The 20,392-nt window shown below is 42.5% G+C and carries 16 protein-coding genes; 1 reads left to right on the top strand and 15 read right to left on the bottom strand.

The window, feature by feature from the left end; genetic code table 11:
* Window positions 1–228: 228 nt before the first annotated feature.
* The 11 genes from ACR0QT_RS12360 to ACR0QT_RS12310 all read right to left on the bottom strand — a co-directional run bounded on the left by ACR0QT_RS12360 (window position 229) and on the right by ACR0QT_RS12310 (window position 13,277).
* Window positions 229–519 carry a DUF4491 family protein gene (locus ACR0QT_RS12360; protein WP_432631020.1) on the bottom strand — a complete coding sequence of 97 codons (291 nt, stop codon included), beginning with the start codon at window positions 517–519 and terminating at the stop codon, window positions 229–231.
* Between the two features lie 117 nt (window positions 520–636).
* Complete coding sequence (locus tag ACR0QT_RS12355; protein WP_432631019.1) at window positions 637–1,308, bottom strand: succinate dehydrogenase/fumarate reductase iron-sulfur subunit; 672 nt, start codon at window positions 1,306–1,308, stop codon at window positions 637–639.
* A 1-nt stretch (window position 1,309) separates the two neighbouring features.
* Window positions 1,310–2,989 (bottom strand): FAD-binding protein, encoded by a 1,680-nt coding sequence (locus ACR0QT_RS12350; protein ID WP_432631018.1) that lies wholly within the window; start codon window positions 2,987–2,989, stop codon window positions 1,310–1,312.
* A 77-nt stretch (window positions 2,990–3,066) separates the two neighbouring features.
* Window positions 3,067–3,603, bottom strand: coding sequence for a pilus assembly protein PilX (locus ACR0QT_RS12345; RefSeq protein WP_432631017.1), 537 nt, complete (start codon window positions 3,601–3,603; stop codon window positions 3,067–3,069).
* Entirely contained in the window at window positions 3,600–4,181 is a 582-nt protein-coding gene (locus ACR0QT_RS12340) for a hypothetical protein (protein WP_432631016.1), read from the bottom strand. Before ACR0QT_RS12340 ends, ACR0QT_RS12345 begins: the two co-directional genes overlap by 4 nt.
* A gap of 357 nt (window positions 4,182–4,538) precedes the next feature.
* Window positions 4,539–5,483, bottom strand: a complete 945-nt coding sequence (locus tag ACR0QT_RS12335; RefSeq protein WP_432631015.1) for a hypothetical protein — start codon at window positions 5,481–5,483, stop codon at window positions 4,539–4,541.
* Window positions 5,484–5,585: 102 nt separating this feature from the next.
* Entirely contained in the window at window positions 5,586–6,746 is a 1,161-nt protein-coding gene (locus ACR0QT_RS12330) for a hypothetical protein (RefSeq protein WP_432631014.1), read from the bottom strand.
* A gap of 263 nt (window positions 6,747–7,009) precedes the next feature.
* Window positions 7,010–8,353 carry an MATE family efflux transporter gene (locus ACR0QT_RS12325; protein ID WP_432631013.1) on the bottom strand — a complete coding sequence of 448 codons (1,344 nt, stop codon included), beginning with the start codon at window positions 8,351–8,353 and terminating at the stop codon, window positions 7,010–7,012.
* 121 nt (window positions 8,354–8,474) lie between these two features.
* The gene (locus ACR0QT_RS12320; protein WP_432631012.1) at window positions 8,475–8,924 is read right to left on the bottom strand and encodes a MarR family winged helix-turn-helix transcriptional regulator; all 450 of its coding nucleotides are present in this window, start codon (window positions 8,922–8,924) and stop codon (window positions 8,475–8,477) included.
* Window positions 8,925–9,232: 308 nt separating this feature from the next.
* Entirely contained in the window at window positions 9,233–10,921 is a 1,689-nt protein-coding gene (locus ACR0QT_RS12315) for an LCP family protein (RefSeq protein WP_432631011.1), read from the bottom strand.
* 181 nt (window positions 10,922–11,102) lie between these two features.
* Complete coding sequence (locus ACR0QT_RS12310; RefSeq protein ID WP_432631010.1) at window positions 11,103–13,277, bottom strand: C40 family peptidase; 2,175 nt, start codon at window positions 13,275–13,277, stop codon at window positions 11,103–11,105.
* Between the two features lie 722 nt (window positions 13,278–13,999).
* On the opposite strand from ACR0QT_RS12310, the gene glmS reads away from it, so the two are divergent.
* Entirely contained in the window at window positions 14,000–15,826 is a 1,827-nt protein-coding gene (gene glmS, locus ACR0QT_RS12305) for a glutamine--fructose-6-phosphate transaminase (isomerizing) (protein ID WP_432631009.1), read from the top strand.
* A gap of 153 nt (window positions 15,827–15,979) precedes the next feature.
* On the opposite strand, the gene ACR0QT_RS12300 is transcribed toward glmS, so the two are convergent.
* The 4 genes from ACR0QT_RS12300 to ACR0QT_RS12285 all read right to left on the bottom strand — a co-directional run bounded on the left by ACR0QT_RS12300 (window position 15,980) and on the right by ACR0QT_RS12285 (window position 20,313).
* Window positions 15,980–16,381: a VOC family protein gene (locus tag ACR0QT_RS12300; protein WP_177977941.1), complete on the bottom strand. Its 402-nt coding sequence runs from the start codon at window positions 16,379–16,381 to the stop codon at window positions 15,980–15,982.
* 79 nt (window positions 16,382–16,460) lie between these two features.
* Window positions 16,461–17,042: a helix-turn-helix domain-containing protein gene (locus tag ACR0QT_RS12295; protein WP_432631008.1), complete on the bottom strand. Its 582-nt coding sequence runs from the start codon at window positions 17,040–17,042 to the stop codon at window positions 16,461–16,463.
* A gap of 188 nt (window positions 17,043–17,230) precedes the next feature.
* Window positions 17,231–18,055, bottom strand: coding sequence for a putative hydro-lyase (locus tag ACR0QT_RS12290; protein ID WP_432631007.1), 825 nt, complete (start codon window positions 18,053–18,055; stop codon window positions 17,231–17,233).
* A gap of 341 nt (window positions 18,056–18,396) precedes the next feature.
* Entirely contained in the window at window positions 18,397–20,313 is a 1,917-nt protein-coding gene (locus ACR0QT_RS12285) for an ABC transporter ATP-binding protein (RefSeq protein ID WP_432631006.1), read from the bottom strand.
* Between the last annotated feature and the right edge of the window lie 79 nt (window positions 20,314–20,392).

The raw sequence follows: 20,392 nt of genomic DNA, 5'->3' as shown, positions 1-20,392 counted from the left end.
TAAGGGGTCACCTCCGTAACATTAAACTTTGGTCGGTAAAATGATTTGGGAGGCTTCTTATAGATGTATTTTATTACAACAAAAAGAATGTTGGAAGTATGTTTTTCAACACACCCCAACATTCAGTATAGAACCTATATTTCTGCGTATTAAAAAACCATGACAATAACTCACGGTTTTTGCATTTTTGTATTTCACTTTTAAATTCATTCCCCAGCGTTACCATTTTTATCGCTTCTTCCGATTCGGATTTTTCGGAAACCAGCCTTTCTGAACACGTCGCTCCTGCTCAAAGAGTTTTTTGATGCTCCAAAGAAAAGTGACACCAAGTACGGCAACAATACTTCCGAGCGCGGTATCTCTAATCAATAAAGACAATGTCAGAAAAATCGCTCCCAGAATCAAAAATATCGGCCAGACGCGTTTGCTGAAATAATACTCTGTTTTTACAACAACTCCGTGAAACGCCCCTATGATCAGAAACGTGAACACTCCAACAAGCAACCCACCAACATGCATACAAATATCCTCATCTTTCCATAATGTTAATGTTTTCTTGATTGAATAATGGATAAACTTTTTATGGCGCAATTTGCATAATCAACTTACACAATCATACCATCCCATGATCCATAATCAATGACCATTTGCTCTTGCCTGTATCTCCTCCAATGGCAATTTCTGTGGGCAGACGGATTGGCAGGAAAATGACTGTCCGCAATAGTTAAAGAAACGCTTCCGGTATTCTTTTTTCATCTCATCTCTGTGATCATCCCAGTCATTTTGCTCAATTGCGCGATATGCCTCTACCATTGCAGAAGCTCCTGCAAATCCTTTTCCAGCCAGAAAATTAGGACAAACTTCAAGGCAACAACCACATTGTAGACATTGTCCGGCTTTATACTGAAGATCGCGATTCCAAGAATAATCGGATAAATTTTTCTCGCTCATCCATATTTTCATTTGTTTCATCGTGTCAAAGATAGTGCTTCGATCGACAATGAGATCTTTAATGAGAGGAAATTTGTGAAACGGTTCCAAGGTGATTTTTCCACGTTTTCCGGCATTTTTCAAAAATATACTGCACGCAAGCGAGGGATATCCGTTGATTACCATCGCACAGGCACCGCACTTTTTTTCAAGGCATCCACATTCCCATGCAATTCGATCCGCCTTTGTTTCCTTCTGGTTTACCTCTGTCAGCCAGTCTGCGACTGTCAGATTTCCGTCCCCTGTATAAGAGAACTTCTGGATATAGGGCTTTTCTTCTCTTCCATTTTGCCTTTTTACGGAAATTTCTATCGTCATTTTATTCACCTGCCTTTTGGAAATGAATCGAAATTTTTCCGTCAATCCATTCTGCGATCGTTTGTTTCTGGTATTCTTCAGACTCGAGGGGATAATCACTTCGATTATGCGCGCCACGGCTCTCTTTCCGCTCCAATGCGCACAACATCATTGCTTTTCCGAGCAAACAGCAATCTACGAGTGCCTGGTTTTCTGCCTCTGTGGCGGTAGGGTCATATTCCTGTCCAATTTTCTCGCTCAGGTTATTCAATTCACTCAACGCACTCTGTATGGTCTTCTCACTGCGAATAATCCCAAGCCCAGTTTTCATGATATTTTGCAGATGTTTCCAGTTTTCCATGTAACTGCCTGCGATCTGCTCTTTATCTTTAAAGGAATCTTTGACCGAATGTATGTTTGGAACGTTTGCATCATCTGCCAGATTTGCCTGACCGTCATTGCATTCATTGTCTTCCATTGCTGACTTTGCAGAGATAGATCCGCCATATAATGCTCCCAAAAGAGAATTTCCGCCTAAACGGTTTGCTCCATGGTACTGGCAAGCACATTCTCCCGCTGCATAAAGATTCCTCATGGATGTGCGATGATTTGCATCTACCCATATCCCACCCATAAAATAATGAATTCCGGGTGTCACAGGGATCGGCTCCTTTCTCGGATCAAGGTCAAGAAAATGGATACAATCCTCAACAACACCCTTCAACCGCTTTTCATAGACTTCCTTGTCAAGATGGCTCATATCCAAATAAACCTGTTTTCCCTGCTCGATTTGCAACCATTCTTCCCTTGCAATCACATCTCTCGGCATCAGATTTCCAAGTTCCGGATATTTCTCTTCCATAAAATAAACAGGCTTTGCATGTTCCAAAACATACAATCTTCCACCCTCTCCGCGAACCGCCTCGCTGATCAGCATATTCTTCCCATGCAGAGTTACCGTTGTCGGGTGATACTGGATGAATTCGCCATTCGCAAACTTCACTCCAGATGCAAAGAGATTTGCAGTTACCGCTCCCGTATTTCTGACGGAACCGGTAGCGTTGCCGAACATTCCATTGAGTCCACCGGAAGCGATCAAAATCTTGCCGTATAGAACTTTCCTTTCCCGCGTTATCGGGTGTTCCAATACGCAACCATACACCTGATTACAATCATGCAACAATTTTAGAAACATCCATCCCGTATAACGTTCAACAAGTCCCTCTGCCTCATACCTGCGAACTTGATCAATCAAAACATACATCAATTGTTTTCCGGTATTTGTTCCAGCAAAAAAAGTCCGTTTTACCGACTGCCCTCCAAATGCCCTAACATCTGGTTTTCCATCTTCATTGAGCGTAAATGCCATTCCGGCAGAAAATAGTGCTTTGATAATCTCCGGCGCAGTGGCGGTCATTTGGCTCACAGCATTATAATCTGCAAGGTACCGTCCTGCTTTCATCGTTTCCTCTGCATGAAGTTCTGGAGAATCGGTCTTGACATTGCCTACATTACCTGACGCATTTATCCCACCTTCTGCCATTACCGACTGTGCCCTCTCAGAAGGCATATCTGACACAAGAATGGATGTCACTCCATTTCTTGCAAGTTCAAGCGTTGCACTTAATCCCGCAACTCCAGCCCCGATGATGATCATTCTGTTTCTTTGGTTTCTATTATTTCTATCATTCATTTCTGTCATTTTTTCATTCTCGTATCTTCGTATACTTATTGCGATTCCCCACTATTATCTACGATTACCACGACTACCTTATCTTTTTACATCTGCCATTTTATGTAATAGAGAATCACTGCCACTGTAAAAAAGAGCATCATGGTTGATAATATCAGCATCCAATCCATCGTTCTTTCTTTGAATTTCACCGTTCCCTTTGTAATCAGCATCGGTTTTATGCTCACTGCGAGATGAATAAAAATAGAAAGTATAAAGAAAATCTGCAATACCATTCGGCAGCGTGTGAATTCTCTCAAGAAAAATCTTCCATTTACACTTGTTGTATATGCAGTTACATGAAAAATAAGCAATAACAAAACAGAAAGACCAGAGATTCTTTTTATCCAAAAGGTGAGGTTCTGCTTAAAATACCAATGCCCCGTTTTCCATCCGGTTCGCACTGCCGGAAAAGTAGATAGAAGTCCTAAAATCCCATGAATGATAACGACAGCAAGTAGAAACCAGGAAAGCGGGAAAAAGGAAATCGTACTGAATCCAAGTAAGATCAGACTCCCCATAAGAGCATGAAGCAAAAATAAAATCAGAATGATTCTGGCGAGAATATGATTCCATTTTCTCACTCTGCCACCTCCTCACTCATAAGAAATAAATCAAAATGCCCTGCATGCACAAAAGACAACATCATCATTTCGTTGCATTCTTTTATTCGAATAGGGTATCCTTGATTTTCCAGATATTCAGATACCGTTTGAACCGCATTCTGATACTCTTCGCTTTCCGTATTCGAAAAAAGCACAAGAGCATCCGCGGTATCCATATTTCCAGTACCCACATTTTCTTCAAGACTGGATATATTCTTTAAATTTCCTGTATTCCGCGTATTTATTAATACCGTGTAAGACTTCCCGACGATGGTGATAGTCTCTTCTACACAATTTATATCGAGGTCTTCGGACAAAGCAAGATCCTCTCTTGTATACTTCCATATTGACAGTTCTTCATCACTCTCTTCATTGCTCACATCGTCTTTCTTATTATTCTCGCGATTGTGACGCGATTTTTTCGTAGCTCCGCTGATTGCATCCATCACCGAAAACTCAGGATTATAGCTCGCCTGATTGAAAAAAATAGAAATTCCTCCGGCAATAACCAGTACTGCCCGTAAAACGAATACGAAATGATGCAATCTCTCTTTCATAAACAACCGCTCCTGCTTTGCTTGGAAATTTGCTTAAAAATTTGTTTGATAATATTTATAAAGTAATCATTGACAATCGCCATCGTATCACTCCCATTATTTTGTGTCAATCATTTGTTTTATCGATATATACAAATCTTACAAATCGGAAATTAGATACCATCCATCAACAGACCAACAGACGCAATTAAGCGGTGAAAAAAATTTCACCGCCTAATTCTTTTATTTCCCTTTATCTTATTAAGCATACCAGTACTGCTTGCACTTAGTGACAAGGAAAAACATCATCACCGGCATTATCATTGTCTCAGCAATCGAACATCCACAAAACTTATCATATCCAACAAAGATAATCCCTTAATTTTTAATATGTTTTCCAAACATTTCTACATAGATATCTAGATTTTCAATAATATTATCAGCTAATTGATTGTATGTGTCTATTGAATAATCATTTGGAAAAAAATTAATAATCAGTATAATTAGTAAATTATATAAAAGAAGAAATGCATAATAATCAATAGCATATGTTCCCAATGTTGTTTTGCTACTTTTGGTTATAGCAATATTTGATCCATGCATAATATCGTTTCTTAAGGTATAAAGAAATCCAGACATTAGAATATTTAATTTATCATCTATTGTAATCTCATATGATTTATCAATAACCACGGTGTCATTTGTTAATATGTAACGATATAACAAACTAGCTTTTCGTATTGAATTTGCATAATTATCATAATCAACACCACATTTTGTTTCTATTGCATCCAGTATTTCTCTTCTCTTTATTGAAGAATTTGTAAGACCACCACTTACGCCTGTTGATACTCTTTTGTATGGTTGATTATCACCAGTATGATCTGTTATTCTAATATATAAATATTGGCATGCCTTTACTGGTATAACAGCTAATAATTTTTTAATACTAATTTTTAAAGATAAATTTGAATCTATTATCTTTTTCCACTCATTGTCACATAATTTCTTATTTTTATCTGTAATATTTAAATTTGATGGATAATATTTGTTTAAAAAGCAATCATATGCTTTAAATAAAAATTCATAAGAAAAATTGGGATATTTATCAAGTTGATCTAATGCTTCTATTATAAACGAAACAGTTTTATTGTATATCACATCATCATTTCGTACCAACTGAAAAGGCTTAAAGATCGTTCCTCTTTTTTGTTTTGTTTTTTCAATAAGTAAGAAATACTTTTTTTCAATTTCAAACGGCTCTGAATTTGGCCAATTATTTATATACTCTATCCGTTTTTCTTTAAAATCTATAGACGACATGCTTTTCAACCTTTTTTGATTATTATAAAACCCTTTTTACATATTTTTTAATAGCTGGAAAATAAAAAAACAATTTCCCAGCTATTGATATAAGAAAAAGTTTTATTGCTGTTCTTGTATAGCCGTTACAATACCATTTTCCAAATATACATAATTATTATTTGGATATACCCACTGTTCTTGAATGCCCCATGAATATGTAGTTTTGTTAATCGTTTCTGGACTTCCCCAAGATGTATGTCTTACTTCATCAGCTGACATTCCTATTGTTGGCACAGAATTTTCAGCATTCAATACTAGAGATTGAGATGTTCCATTCTCAACAGATTTAGCAAATGATTGATTACCTAATTTAATCTTCTTTTTAGTCCCCCAAAACGTAACATATGCTTCTTCTTGATAATTAAGAGGTATCGCTATTTCCATTTTTTTATCAATTTCATAATATAAATAAATAGTATTACTATATGGTGCCGTTGCTTCCTTAAATTTAGCATAATAATTCCCTGAATTTACATTTTCAAAATTTCTTTTAATATTAACATTTAATGTGTTTTCGTCTATCGATTTTAAATCACATATATTTTCACCAGTATCTATTATATACAAATTTTCTAAATTTATATTTTTTCTTGAATATAATATCCATATATCATCTATCATAATCGCAGGAATCTTATTTTTTAAATATTTTGCATATTCATAATAAGATTCTTCAGGAAAACCATATTGTGACATTACATCAAAGGCTTCAAGAGTTTTCTCATAATCTTTTTGGGTAATATATGGATCATATTCTAAGCAAATTAATTGGAACAATAATTCACTAATATTCTCAGATTTTTCTTTTGGAATTTTCTTTGCAACAGCAACTGCTTTATCAAGTTCATTATTTTTTTGTAAAGATCTTGCCCAGTTATAACAAAGTTCATTCTGTAAATTCACAGAATTTTCATATCCAATAATTTCTTCATATTTTTGATAAGCTAATTCATATTCCTTTTCTTTGGTTAATACCTTCGCTTCTCTATATTTTACTTCTTCAATATTTGATACTTTTTGCTGCAATTTTTCAGGATATTCATTATATAAAGATTCTATGTTCTGTAACTCAGTTAAAGTATTATTTTCATACTGTAAAACTTCATTAATCTCATTTTGAAGTTGACTTATTTGACGTATTTTATTTATTTGCTTATATCCACAAACACCAGATACAGCTAAGATGGCTATTGCAATTCCTATTAAAAGTTTCTTTTTCATTCTCATTTCTCTTACAGAGATTATACCCCCCTTACAAATTGTATTTCTTTTTAGCTTGACTCCAACACGAGTAGTTTATCATATTGAAATCTTGTACGCAATAGATGTACAACAAAAAAGCAAGGATAAGAAAAAGCGTTAGTAACGAAAAAACATACATTTCATTAAACTAACGCTTGTCGTATTCAATTCTTATATAGGTAATTCAGCAACCTATTCTTGTTTACGTATCTGTTAGAATGGCAGAATATTAGTATATATTTTTAGACATACCGATATCGCTTGCGTTTTGCAACAAGGAAGATCAACGTTACCGTCGTTGCCATTGTCTCAGCGACAATGATTGCGCCCCAGATACCATTGAGTCCCAAGATCATCGGCAAGATAAGAACCGCACTGCTCTCAAATACCAATGTTCTCAAAAATGATATCACAGCGGAAGTCAGACCATCTCCAAGCGCTGTAAAAAAGGCAGAGCCAAAAATACAGAAACCGGAGAACAGGAAAGAAATCGCATAAATTGAAAAGCCGTGCACGGTCATTTCCAGAAGTTTCTCGTCATAGCCGACAAAGATACTTGCAAGCGGTGTCGCCATCAGCTCTGACAGCAAAAGCATCATACCGGAGGCTGTCAGAATCATAATAACACTCCGTTTCAGCAGATTTTTCAACTCCTTTGAGTTTCCAGCGCCATAGTGATAGCTGATGATCGGCGCAACGCCTGTCGCATAACCAATGAAAACTGCCAGAAAGATGAAATCTACATACATAATTGTTCCGTAGGCTGCCACACCATCTTCACCGGCATATTTCATTAACTGGGCGTTATAGAGCATTCCGACAATCGACATCGAAATATTGCTCATAAGCTCAGAGACACCATTCGTGCAGGCGCGGGCGAGGGCTTTGCCGTTCCATTTCGGTTTGCTGATTCGCAAAGTGCTTGAATTGCTCTTTCCTGTAAAATACAGAAGTGGGATAATTCCACCCACAATCTGTCCAAGTGCAGAGGCAAGGGCTGCACCGACAATTCCCCACCGGAATACCGCCATGAAGAGCGCATCCCCGATGATATTGAGGATTCCAGCCGTAACCGTTACAACCAATCCAAGCTTGGGCTTCTCAGCTGTGACAGAGAGACTGGCAAACGCATACTGCAACATAAGAAACGGCAATGCAACCAGAATAACTCTTCCATAAGTTACGCAGTCTTCGAGCAACTCTCCGCTTGCGCCGAGAAATGTAACGATGTGTTTTAAGAAAAGAATACTGAGAGTGGAAATGATTACGCCACAGACAGCGGTTGCACATACCAGAAGGGAAAAGATTTCCTGAGCCTTTTCTTTATGTCCCTCTCCCATTGTTTTTGCAATCAGCGCACTTCCACCGGTTCCAAACATAAATCCCATTGCTCCGACGACCATCAAAAACGGCATGATGAAATTGACCGCTGCAAATGACGTCTTTCCAACGAAATTAGACACGAAAAATCCATCTACGACACCATAGATCGATGTAAAAATCATCATCAGAATAGATGGAATGGTAAATCGGATCAATCGGCGATATCCAAAATGATCCGAAAGTTGAATGAGTTGTTTTTTCATAAAATCTTTGTTCTCCTGTAAAAATAAAACTTCTAAATAGTATTAAATTTCAAAATCAAAAATAGTTTCAAGTTAAAAAGGCGAAAATAAAATGCGAAATGAATGCATTCCATCAATTTCATCATAGCCGTTCAATCTGTTTCCGAAGGGAGGCATTGTGCTTCTCAATCAAGTGAAAATAGAGATCCAGCTCCTCTTTGCTCCACTCCTCAAATGCCGTGCATTCCGCTTCAAACAGTTTTTTTGCGGTGCGCTCCGCATAATCCTTCCCCGCTTCCGTCAGGCAAACAATCTTAGATTTTCCATTGTGATTTTCCAGATATACGATATCATCCTGTTCCAGCTTACGGATTGCGGAATTAATCGTCTGTTTGCTGATCCCGGACAGCTTGTAAACCTCATAAAGAAGACAGCTCCCGCCTTTTATATAAAGCATATATAAAATAAACAGAACGCTGTCTGATACGCCCAGTCTCACTCCAGCCTGATGATACAGAGAATCCACTTCCTCCGTCAGACAGTTGATCTGGTAGATTCGTTCATAAAGATTCTTATCTTTTTCAAGATTCATTTTTCTTTTTCCCCCTCTCTTCTCTTCGTACCCAAACCCAATGCAATCTAATGTGATAATGGATAATGATTGCCAATATTTAGTTAAATTGGAAAAAACATTGTTTATAGATAGCATAGTATGAATTCGTACTATTGCGTCATTATAGTATGAAATCATACTATTGTCAATGGATAAATGGATCACAAGAAAACAGTACATAGACATATATATAGATAAATACAGATAATTTGGTCCGTCAAAAAGAGAGCCAGATAGGACATTCTCTGTCCCATCTGGCTCTCGAACAAAAACATATATTTTTTTCTTTATTGTGGACTCTGGACACCCGGTCCGCCATTTTCCGCTCCTGCCGGACCATCTGACGTATTTCCGGAGGCTTGTCCCGGAGCTTCCAGAATCGCATTTGTCTCTTTCGCATTTCCCGGAGTCTCAGAAGTGCTCTCTTTCTTTGCACCAGGCCCGGTCACGCTGTCCGTATTTCCCGGGCTTGGAGAAGCGACAACGGCGGATTTCGTCTCCTCCTTGCCATTGTTCTTCTCCTCGTTGGAAGGCTCTAAGGCTTCAATCGTGGAAGAAACAGAAGAACCGGAAGTCTCCACCGATGCATTGGCATTATTCTCAGCATTTTCGGTATTCTCCGCGTTCTCAGAACTAGCTTCTGCACCCTGATTGTTTCCGTTTCCAGCATCATTTGCAGTCTCTGCCGGAGTCTCCGAATTCTTCTTTTTGGAAGAACCAGAATTCTCACCGGTATTTCCCTCTGCACCAATATTCTTTCCGGATTCCGTATCCTTTCCAGGCTGACCGAGACCGGTCTTTTCCGCAATGTGATTGCTGATTGTCTGAACAGTCGCAGACGGAGTAAAGTTTTCATCGTCATACAGGAAACTGTGAAGCTGGATCACGTTGCTTTCCAGAGTCGTCGGAATGACGCAGGCCTTTTTTCCGATCTTCATTTCCTGATGAGAGAACGGGAAACCGGAAGTCTGCCCGATATAATACTTCTTTGCCCCGCGCGCAAGCGTGAGCAGATCATTCAAACCAATGCTTGTCGAAATCTCCGGATAGATCGCGGATGCCAGATTTTTCAGTGTCTTGCCATCTGCATGTTTTGCCTTCTCCATCGCAAGACCGAGTACCTTTCTCTGGCGTTCTGTACGGTTAAAATCCGTATCCATCAGACGAAGTCTTGCATAAGCGACAGCCTGGACACCATCGAGATGATTCATTCCGCTGTGCTCAAGCTGAACCGATCCGATACCCGTAGAATTTACGGTCTCTGTGATAAACGAGTTGATATAAGCAAATTCCTTATCTGTGATCTCCAGATCAACACCGCCAAGAATGTTGATTCCATCGACAACGGCTTTCCAGTTAAACGTCGCATAATCATCAATTGAAAGATCAAGATTCGATTCCAGAGCGGATACCGCCTGCTCATGACCACCCTTAAAGTACGCTTCATTGATCTTGTCATAGTCATTATCCGAGTCAATTCTCAAATAACTGTCGCGGAAAACGGATGCCAGACGAATTTCGCCGGTCTTCTTATTGATGCTACACAGCATCTCGACATCCGAGAGTGCGCCTCTTCCGAGGTTTCCATCACGGGAATCGACGCCGAACACAGCGATTGTCCAGTATCCGCCACCGCGAAACATCGAAACGCCCTGATAGCCAATGAACAAAAGCAGAGCAATCAGAAGTACGGTTAAGATGCCATTTCCCTTCTTCTTCCTCCGGCGACGTCTTCCGCTGTTCCCGCTCCCGGAATAATCTTTTGAACGATTTGAGCGACTTCGGCTTCTGGGTGTGTCTTCATCGTCATATCGATCATATGTTCGGTTAACTCTTTTTGACTCATAATCACGATCTCTTATCTCCCCGGTCGAAGATCTGCGAGACGAGGATCGATGCCCGCGATTCTGGTTTCGTCTTCGCATTCGATCAAGTTCGTCTTCTTCATACGGTTGTCTGTCATCTCCGTATTCCATTCTGATTTCCTCCCAATTTTTTCTCCAATTTTCTTTGTCTTGATTCTTTTTGTTTTCTGCATAAGGCACTTGCTATTCTAACACGTTTTAATCCCTTTTCAAAGTTCAAAAGTTCAGGCGTTTAAAAACGAATTCATCACATCAATATTTAATTATTAACTATTTAATTATTAACTCGTTCTTAATCATTGATCAATCGGCGATAGTACGGCCAGTTCGCATCGCGGACGGCAACAGTTACGTTGTTTACAGAAGCACTGCTCTCGTGAATACACTGAATTCTTCCATCCGAAGTCCATCCGAGGAACATGATCACATGGGCGTCCGTTCCGGTGCGGATAATAATGTCTCCCGGCTTTAACTGATCTCGACTGATGCTCGTTCCGGTAGCGGCAAGTCCCGATGTGCTCTCGTAAGGAAGCCGTTTTCCGGTTACAGACCAATATACCCATCCGATCCAACCAGAACAATCAAGTCCTTTTAAAACTCGTCCCTTATAATCGGCACTTGTCAGAACTCCAAAACTGTTTCCGGCATAATTTGGCGCAGATGCCTTTCCACCCCAATAGTAAGGAACTTTTCCGACAGAATTCAGCGCAAAACGGATGATACGAAGACGCTCATCGGATAAGCCTGCTGGAAGCTGTGCCATGTATGCCTCGATTTCCGCACTCGTCAGCGCGTTTCTTCCTGAAATTGCAGAAACCGTCAATCCATATTTCTCAAACCAATCCTGCGAGGCAAGGGAACGCACAGCACTCATCGCTGTTTCATCCCATCCACGCCACTCCGTCTCTGGATCTCCGAGGTTCGCAGGATCATTTCCGATCGAATCTTTCGCAAATAAATTCTGATTTTTCTCATTGAGTCCGGTAATCTTCATATGGATGATCAGATCCACATGACCAGGGCAATAGGATGACGAGGAGGAAGAAGCTGTGGAAGTGTTTTTTTCACTTGTCGCATGTGTCTGAGTACTTCCTGACTTTGTGCTCTTTGACTTCGAATCAGATGCAACTTCATGAGATTGAGCCTGAGTCTGAGCTTCTGCCACAACAGGAACAGCATCCGATTCCGTTGCCGTCATCGTTGCCAAAGACTCCGTTGTCGACGTCCCATTTTCTGTATTTCCTGAATGATTGCCTGCAACTCCTGATCCATTCGAGGAATCTAAATTAGAGGAACCAGAAGAACTCTCAGAGCCAGATTTACTGGACGAAGTACTGGATGAAGATGTCGTGTCCTGATCGGCAGACGTCTGCCAAGATGCCTTTTTGCTGGAAACAATCATTCCAGCTGTTGTCGCTTCCGCTGCCCGACTCGCCTCCTGCTCTGCAACAGAAGACTCATAGGCCGCCTGCTTTGACTCTGCGCGGGATGCCTCCTCAGAAGCTCTCTGCGCAGAAGTCTTGTTTGAGACAATCATAGAGGTAGAGCCAGAAGCAGCCTGTGTATCGACGAGATTTTCTCCCGACACAGCTCCGGCTTCTTCTTCCTCACTCTCCGCCTCTTTCTCCGCTCCAAGAAAGGCCTCCTCATAGGAAATTCCGCTCTCTTCCTTTTTCGCCTCTTTTTCCAGTTCTTCCTTCTGTCTCAACTGTGCGTCTTCTCCGATACATCCATTACAATAATAGACATCGGAGAGGCTGACCGTGTAGGAATGAGACTGATCCCAGAGCGCCTTCGCATAGGAAAGAAAGAGATCATAATCCGTGACGCCTTTATAATAGGTATAAAGGTTTGCCATCGACATGATCTCCCGAACATTGGAGTACGGGGTAATCGCATTCCCATCGCCATCCGTCGCCGTCATGCGGATGTTTTTAAACGAATTGATCGTCCAGGTGGACGGATCGTCTTTGTTCTGTCTGCTGTCCTCAGGGTTATATTTTCCCATAATCGAACTCTGAGGTTTTCCGAGTTTCTGCGCCATCTGCGCCGGGGTGACGTCCGACATGTCATAAATCTGGCTGATCCAGTTCTCATCATGAGTCATCAACGTCTTAAAGATCTGTCCTGCCAGACTCTGCGTGATCTGTGTCTGGTCCGCACCATCCGGAAAATAATGAGCAAGGTTGAGCTCGTCCACGACCGGCTGCCAGCCGGCATCTTCCTCAACGATCTCCGTCGAAGCGAGCGTATCTTCCTCGGTCTCCCAATCTGTTTCTGCCTCTGTGGCAAGCACCTCCTCCACAACGGGTTCGGGCTGATACATCGGGCAGAAATGACCGAGTACGGCCGTTCCACACCCAAACATCAGCATCAATCCCGCTGCCGCATATTTTCTTCGATCTGCAATCGCCATGCGGGACATCGCCCCGATCATGGAGTATATTTTTCTTTTGTCTATTTTCATTCCACTAAGCACCTGGTTTCTGATTTTTCGATATATTATTGTAGCATAGAAAAAACTGGAAATACAGAGACAATCCTTTAAGAAATTTTTTAAGATTTCTTGAAGATCTCATGAAAAACTCATAAAAAATCGCAGGAAGCCTCATTTTGACTGGTGAAACATTTGACGAAAGGAGGGACTTCTAGTATAATAAGGGGCAGATCTGTGAGAAGGAGGAACAGAAGTCAAATAGCAAAGCTAAGCGCCAAGCACCCTGTACAGGTTCGTGAATGGATGATCATATCAATCATCTTCTGTATGTAGGGTTAACGAGGTGGAGAGAATATCGAAAATTCGGCGGGTGCTCTCCCATGCCGTTTCGGGCGTGTATATTCGGCAAAATATGCGGGCAACTGCAAAACAACTGTCGGATAACCGAAACAGAGAGGTAAGATAAGATTCTATCAAAATCGCAAGAGATCAGATTCCTTTTACAGGTTTGTGGTTTTATTTTTGTACGAAAATTTTGTACGAAAAAAGGAAAAATGAAATCGATCTTAAAAGCTTAAAAGGAAAGGTGTATGAAAAGGCCGATTAGGTAGATCGCAAATCAACGCAAATCAAGATTGAATCAAGTAAGAAGTCAATCAAGGCTAAAAAAGATTGCAGAATTTAGAATGAATTTAGAATTGTAGATTGTAAAGACAAGAAAGACAGGAAAGTAAAGAGAGGATATTTATATTATGTGTGGAATTATTGGATACTCAGGCCCTTTGGATGCTCGCAAGATTCTGTTAGACGGACTTGCAGGACTGGAATACCGCGGTTACGACAGTGCAGGTATTGCCCTTGTGATGGAGGATTCTAGCATCTGTCTTGCAAAGAAAACCGGAAAGGTACAGGCACTTAGAGAATACTGCGATGAGATCGTCAAGGGGGTATCTCACTGTGGAATCGGTCATACACGTTGGGCAACCCACGGCGGTGTAACCGAGCAGAATGCGCATCCGCATCGCGCCGGACGCGTGACTCTGATTCATAACGGAATTATTGAGAACTATCACGAGCTGACCCAGGAGTACCATTTAGAAGACCGACTGATCTCCCAGACAGACAGCGAGGTAGCTGCATGGGTACTCGATTCTCTCTATGAGGGAGATCCGCTCAAGGCAATCAGCAAACTTCAGGAGAAGTTGAGCGGTTCTTACGGCTTCTGTATCATGTTTGATGATCAGCCGGGCTCGATCTACGCGATCCGAAGCGTCAGCCCGCTTGTGGCATCCTACACGCACTCCGGTGCCCTGGTTGCATCTGACTTAACAGCGCTGATTCCTTACACGAACAAGTATTTCGTCGTTCCGGAGGGAAAGATCGTAAAATTGACACCTTACAAGGTACAGGTCTACAACCTCGATGAGTCCTTCACGAAGTTTACGCCGGAGATTCTGACCGTCAACTGGAATATGGACGCCGCAATGAAGAACGGCTATCCGCATTTCATGATGAAGGAGATTCACGAACAGCCGGATGCAATGAAGAACACAATTCTTCCGAGAATGAGTCACGGTCTCCCGGATTTCACGGCTGACAAGATTCCGGATGATCTGTTCACAAACTGCAACCAGATCCACATCGTTGCCTGTGGTACGGCAATGTATGCCGGTATGGTAGCGCGTGCAATGATGGAGCCTCTGCTTCGCATTCCGGTAGCGGTAAGCATTGCTTCTGAGTTCCGCTACGAAGATCCGCTGATCGATGAGAAGACATTGGTGATCATCATCTCCCAGTCCGGTGAGACGATCGACACGCTCGCAGCAATGCGTCTCGCTCACCAGTACGGTTCTAAGACACTCGCAGTTGTCAACGTCAAGGGTTCCTCGATTGCGCGTGAGAGCGACTATGTGCTCTACACCCATGCAGGCCCGGAAATCGCGGTGGCAAGTACGAAGGCGTACTCCGTACAGCTTGCAGCGCTCTACCTGGTAGGTTGCAGAATGGCTCTTGTTCGCGGAAAGTTTACCGAGAAACAGGCTGGAGACTTCCTCTCCGATCTCCTCGATGCGATTCCGGCAATGGAGACGATGCTTGCTCAGAAGGAGACCTTCCACGAGCTTGCAGTTCATCTGATCAATCATCCGGATGCGTTCTTCATCGGTCGTGGTCTTGACTATGCATTCTCTCTCGAGGGTGCGCTCAAGCTCAAGGAGGTTTCCTACATCCATGCGGAGGCGTATGCAGCGGGAGAACTCAAGCACGGCACGATCGCACTGATCTCCGACAACGTTCCGGTCATCGCAATCGCGACTCAGGAACATGTATTCGCAAAGACGATTTCCAACATCCGTGAGGTCAAGGCGCGCGGTGCTTTCATCATTCTCCTGACGAAGGAAAGCGCTGTTGTGGATGAGAATCTCGCAGATATCCACATCCGTATCCCGGATATGGATGACCGCTTCACGGTATTCCCGATCATCGTTGCATTGCAGTTCATCGCATACTACACCTCGATCGGAAAGGGTCTCGATGTTGACCAGCCGAGAAACCTTGCAAAGTCTGTAACTGTAGAGTAAAAATAAAAAAGCTCCTGCCTCTCATTTATGGGGTTCACATTTCGTGAATCCTGACGAGGGGCGGGAGCTTTTTTGCAAGGATATACGCACTCGACACGAGAATGTGCCAAGGCATACTCTTTTTTATATGGTTTTAGATTGTTCTGAGAGATCTTAGTTCTCTGCTTCTACATAAAACGGCGCTTTCTTCACCGTGATGTGGATGCGGAATCCATTGATCTCCTCCTTGATGAAGATCAGGCGGATCGTCTTTCCGTCTTCCTCATATCTCGCGGTATCATAATCAACCGGATAGCCCTTTGACTCGAGATATTCGATCGCTTTTGGCATGTCGTTGACGAAAAATCCGAGATGGCCCATCGTTCCTTTTCCCATCTTCTTCATCAATTCCATCTTGTTATCAACGGTAAAAAACGATGCCGGAATCTCCCGGTAATCGTGGTATCCCATCACATCCGTAAAGAAATTTTTCATGCGCTCTCCTTCTTCCGGGGTCTGCGCATTGATTCCAACATGTGCAAATTCAAATTTCACTTCATCATTTCCCAAAAACATCTTTCGACTTCCTTTCCATAGTTCTTTCCCAGCAGTATTTGACATCTGTAAAAATATCTTCTTCCGAATCCATTTTACCTTAATTTGACACGAAAGTCTCATACATGTTTTGGATAACCTTTATAAGGATTTTTCTATCCACATCCCATTGGAATAAACATTTCCGAATCCATTTCATAAGGATTACTTGCTGATAGGAGCATTGATATTTCATTGCTATTGCCCCATAATTCTTGTCATTTGCCAAGCATTCGGTAACTATTTTTAATCTCTCATCAAGAGTAGTTAATTTTGCTTTTTTCATGCAGGAACCTCCAGTGGATATTTTTAATATTCCACCAGAATTATACACCTTAATCCAGTCGATTAGTTGCTTTTTTGAACGAATCCCATACTTTGTACAGATGGCGGAGAGAGAGCCTTTTTCATTAAGATAATCATTTATAGCAGATAGTTTCAATTTTTTTGAATAATGGCTATTCTGTGACTGATCAAGCAATCCAACAGGTCCCTTACTTTTATAAATGGAAACCCAACTTTGTATACTCGTATGATCAGCACCCAGTTCTCTTCCTGCTTGACGTATTCCAATCTCTCCATTAAGATATCGTTCAACTATTTTTACCTTTTCTATTGGATTGATTTTACTTTTTCTAGACATGAAAATACCCCATATAGGACTTTTATATTTCATTGTCCTATATGAGGGTAGCATATCAGATTTTGATACAATCCCTGGTGGCTTCATTTGATTTTGATTCTGATTATAAATTTAGGAATGTAATTGTAATTGCGGTTATTTGTTCATGTCGACGCAGGCATTAGCCATCAACTTGGCGCGCGATTTTGTTATTTCTGGTGCTTGCGTGCTTCCAGATAATCGTTCAACTCCGCATTCGGAATGTCGGTGATGAACATATGACCCGGTGCATGGGTGATGACGATCGGAAGTTTTGCATTCTCGATTGCCGCCTGAGGAGTTACACCACACGGCCAGAATACCGGAATCTCGCCCTCATAGATGTCAACTGCCTCGCCGTAATCTGGCTTCATGACATCTTTGACACCGACTTTTTCCGGATCGCCCATCTGTACCGGTGCGCCGTGAACGTTTGGCATCTTAACGGTGATGTCGTAAGCCTTCTGTGCATTCTCCGGTGTCATCGGGCGCATCGAGCATACCATCGGACCGGAGAACGGACCTGCCGGAACGGTCTGGATATTGGTCTTGAACATCGGAACATTTCTGCCCTGTGCGATATGGCGAATCTCAATGCCCTCGCGAATCAGCGCTTCCTCAAATGAGAAGGAACATCCGATCAGAAAGCCGACATAGCCCTCTTTCCAGTAGGAGGAAACATCGGTCAGTTCCTTGGTGAAGACACCGTTCTCGTAGATACGGTATCTCGGGATATCGGTGCAGATATTTCCGCCCTCCCCCATCGCATGAGTGTCTGGGGTGCCCTTTACGATCTCGAGAATCGGACACGGAAACGGATTTTTATTTGCATACTCTTCAAAATCTGCCGCATATTCCGGCGGAAGAATCACAAGATTTGCCTGTGCATATCCACGGCACATGCCAGCGGTTGGGAAGTCGATCACTCCCTCACGAATCAGCTGACGCACCTGTGCCGGACTCATATCTACATAAGGTGTAATATCAAATGCCATAATCGTTTCCTCCTCATTTCCCAGTTCATTTTTATTCTGAGTTTGAATTTGATCCAGACCGTCTTAAATCTTAAATTCTCTCTTGGATTCCGGTTCAAACTCTGTTTTCAGACATCATACCACAGTTTATCGAAAAAATGAAATACTTTTTTCTAAATTTTCCAAAATAAAGGATAAGATTTAGAAAATGAGGAAAAATCTTACTTTTTATCCAAAATATCGCCCTTGCAATTACGATACCAAAATTATAGATTCTCTTTCTGTAAATTGCTTTCTTGTTTTTCCTGAGATATTGTGATGCCCCACCTATAACTCAGAAGGGGATTGTCTCCCCTCCTGAGTTATCCTTCGGCAAAGTTTCCGGTGTAGAGTTGATAATACTTTCCTCTCTGTGCAATCAGATCGTCGTGATTTCCGCGTTCAATGATCCTTCCCTGCTCGAGAACCATGATGCAGTCCGAATTCTTGACTGTGGAGAGGCGGTGGGCGATCACAAACGTCGTGCGCCCTTTCATCAGCGCATCCATTCCTGCCTGCACGAGTGCCTCTGTTCGCGTATCGATCGACGAGGTCGCCTCATCGAGGATCAGAACCGGCGGATCGGCAACCGCTGCCCGCGCAATCGCAAGAAGCTGCCTCTGCCCCTGGCTTAAACTTGCGCCGTCCGCGGTCAGAACTGTCTGATAGCCGTTTGGCAGTCTGCGGATAAATCCATCCGCATTGGCGAGACGCGCTGCGTCCATGCACTCCTCATCGGTCGCATCGAGCTTTCCATAACGAATGTTGTCCATAACCGTTCCCGTAAACAGGTGCGTGTCCTGAAGCACCATTCCGAGCGAACGGCGCAGATCGGACTTGCGGATTTTTGTGATGTTGATGCCGTCATAGCGGATCTTTCCGTCCTGAATATCGTAAAATCGGTTGATCAGGTTTGTGATCGTCGTCTTTCCGGCACCGGTTGATCCGACAAATGCGATCTTCTGTCCCGGCTTTGCATAGAGACGAACATCATGTAGAACCAGATGAGAGGGATCGTAGCCGAAATCAACACCGTCCATCACGATCTCACCATTCAACTTTTCGTAGGTGACACTTCCATCCGCCTGATGCGGATGTTTCCATGCCCACAGATCGGTGCGGGTTTTGCTCTCATGAATGGTTCCATCTGCGTCCTCGGTTGCATTCACGAGCTGAACATAACCGTGATCTTCCTCCGGCTTCTCATCCATCAGCTCAAAGACACGATTGGCGCCGGCGGATGCCATAATGATTGAGTTGAGCTGTTGGCTGATCTGGGTGATCGGCTGGGTGAAACTCTTGTTGAGGGCGACAAAGGCGATGATCGTTCCGATTGTCACGGTTCCGCCGATTCCCTTTAGTGCCATCAGTGCACCGCAGACTGCGCAGAGCACATAGCTTAAGTTTCCGATATTTCCGTTGATCGGCATCAGAATATTCGCATAGCGGTTTGCCTTGTCGGCACTCTCCCGAAGCTGATTGTTGATTTTCTTGAAATCCTCGATCGAAGTCTCCTCATGGCAGAATACCTTGATGACTTTCTGTCCGTCCATCATCTCCTCGATAAATCCGTCTACCGTTCCAAGATCTTTTTGCTGTGCGTAGAAATATTTGCCGGAAAGCCCCGAGATTTTCTTTGTCACCACAAGCATCAGAATCGACATCAGGACGCTCAAAATGGTCAGCGGGATATTTAAGATAATCATTGAGACCAGCGTTGCGACAATCGTGACAGCGGAGTTGATCACCTGCGGAATGCTCTGACCAAAGAGCTGTCGCAGGGTGTCGACATCGTTTGTGTAGACCGACATGATGTCTCCGTGTGCATGGGTGTCAAAATAGCGAATCGGCAGGGATTCCATGTTGGAAAACAGTTCGGTTCGCAGTTTCAGCATCGTTCCCTGACTGATATTAACCATGATCCGGTTGTATGCGTATGCAGAAAAAACTCCTACAACATAGATCACAGCGATCTTTGTGAGCGCCTGCGCCAGCGGATGAAATTCCGGCGAATCGGATTTTAAAATCGGCAAAATGTAATCGTCGATGAGCGACTGGCTGAACAGCATGCCCCGCATCGTGCAGATCGCACCGATAACAATAAAGGCGACGACGAGAAGAAACTGCACGCGGTAATGCGCGAGCATGTAGGCAAACAGACGCTTCAAAACCCCGAAGGCATCGTTTGCCTGCGTTTTGTTTGTTGTTCTATCGTTTCTGTCTGTGTGATCTTGATCCATGTGATCTCTTTTCTCTACATGATTTCTTTTATCTGTGCGATCTATGCGATCTTTTTTCTCTGTGTGATTCATCTCTTAA

Source organism: Brotaphodocola sp., assembly GCF_050873365.1.
GTDB lineage: Bacteria > Bacillota > Clostridia > Lachnospirales > Lachnospiraceae > Brotaphodocola.
This window is presented reverse-complemented; position numbering and strand designations above follow the sequence as displayed.

Coding starts and splice junctions, on each gene's coding strand:
- ACR0QT_RS12360 (WP_432631020.1), bottom strand. CDS start 519: ATGCATGTTGGTGGGTTGCTTGTTGGAGTGTTCACGTTTCTGATCATA.
- ACR0QT_RS12355 (WP_432631019.1), bottom strand. CDS start 1,308: ATGACGATAGAAATTTCCGTAAAAAGGCAAAATGGAAGAGAAGAAAAG.
- ACR0QT_RS12350 (WP_432631018.1), bottom strand. CDS start 2,989: ATGACAGAAATGAATGATAGAAATAATAGAAACCAAAGAAACAGAATG.
- ACR0QT_RS12340 (WP_432631016.1), bottom strand. CDS start 4,181: ATGAAAGAGAGATTGCATCATTTCGTATTCGTTTTACGGGCAGTACTG.
- ACR0QT_RS12335 (WP_432631015.1), bottom strand. CDS start 5,483: ATGTCGTCTATAGATTTTAAAGAAAAACGGATAGAGTATATAAATAAT.
- ACR0QT_RS12330 (WP_432631014.1), bottom strand. CDS start 6,746: ATGAAAAAGAAACTTTTAATAGGAATTGCAATAGCCATCTTAGCTGTA.
- ACR0QT_RS12325 (WP_432631013.1), bottom strand. CDS start 8,353: ATGAAAAAACAACTCATTCAACTTTCGGATCATTTTGGATATCGCCGA.
- ACR0QT_RS12320 (WP_432631012.1), bottom strand. CDS start 8,924: ATGAATCTTGAAAAAGATAAGAATCTTTATGAACGAATCTACCAGATC.
- ACR0QT_RS12315 (WP_432631011.1), bottom strand. CDS start 10,921: ATGGAATACGGAGATGACAGACAACCGTATGAAGAAGACGAACTTGAT.
- ACR0QT_RS12310 (WP_432631010.1), bottom strand. CDS start 13,277: ATGAAAATAGACAAAAGAAAAATATACTCCATGATCGGGGCGATGTCC.
- glmS (WP_432631009.1), top strand. CDS start 14,000: ATGTGTGGAATTATTGGATACTCAGGCCCTTTGGATGCTCGCAAGATT.
- ACR0QT_RS12300 (WP_177977941.1), bottom strand. CDS start 16,381: ATGTTTTTGGGAAATGATGAAGTGAAATTTGAATTTGCACATGTTGGA.
- ACR0QT_RS12295 (WP_432631008.1), bottom strand. CDS start 17,042: ATGTCTAGAAAAAGTAAAATCAATCCAATAGAAAAGGTAAAAATAGTT.
- ACR0QT_RS12290 (WP_432631007.1), bottom strand. CDS start 18,055: ATGGCATTTGATATTACACCTTATGTAGATATGAGTCCGGCACAGGTG.
- ACR0QT_RS12285 (WP_432631006.1), bottom strand. CDS start 20,313: ATGGATCAAGATCACACAGACAGAAACGATAGAACAACAAACAAAACG.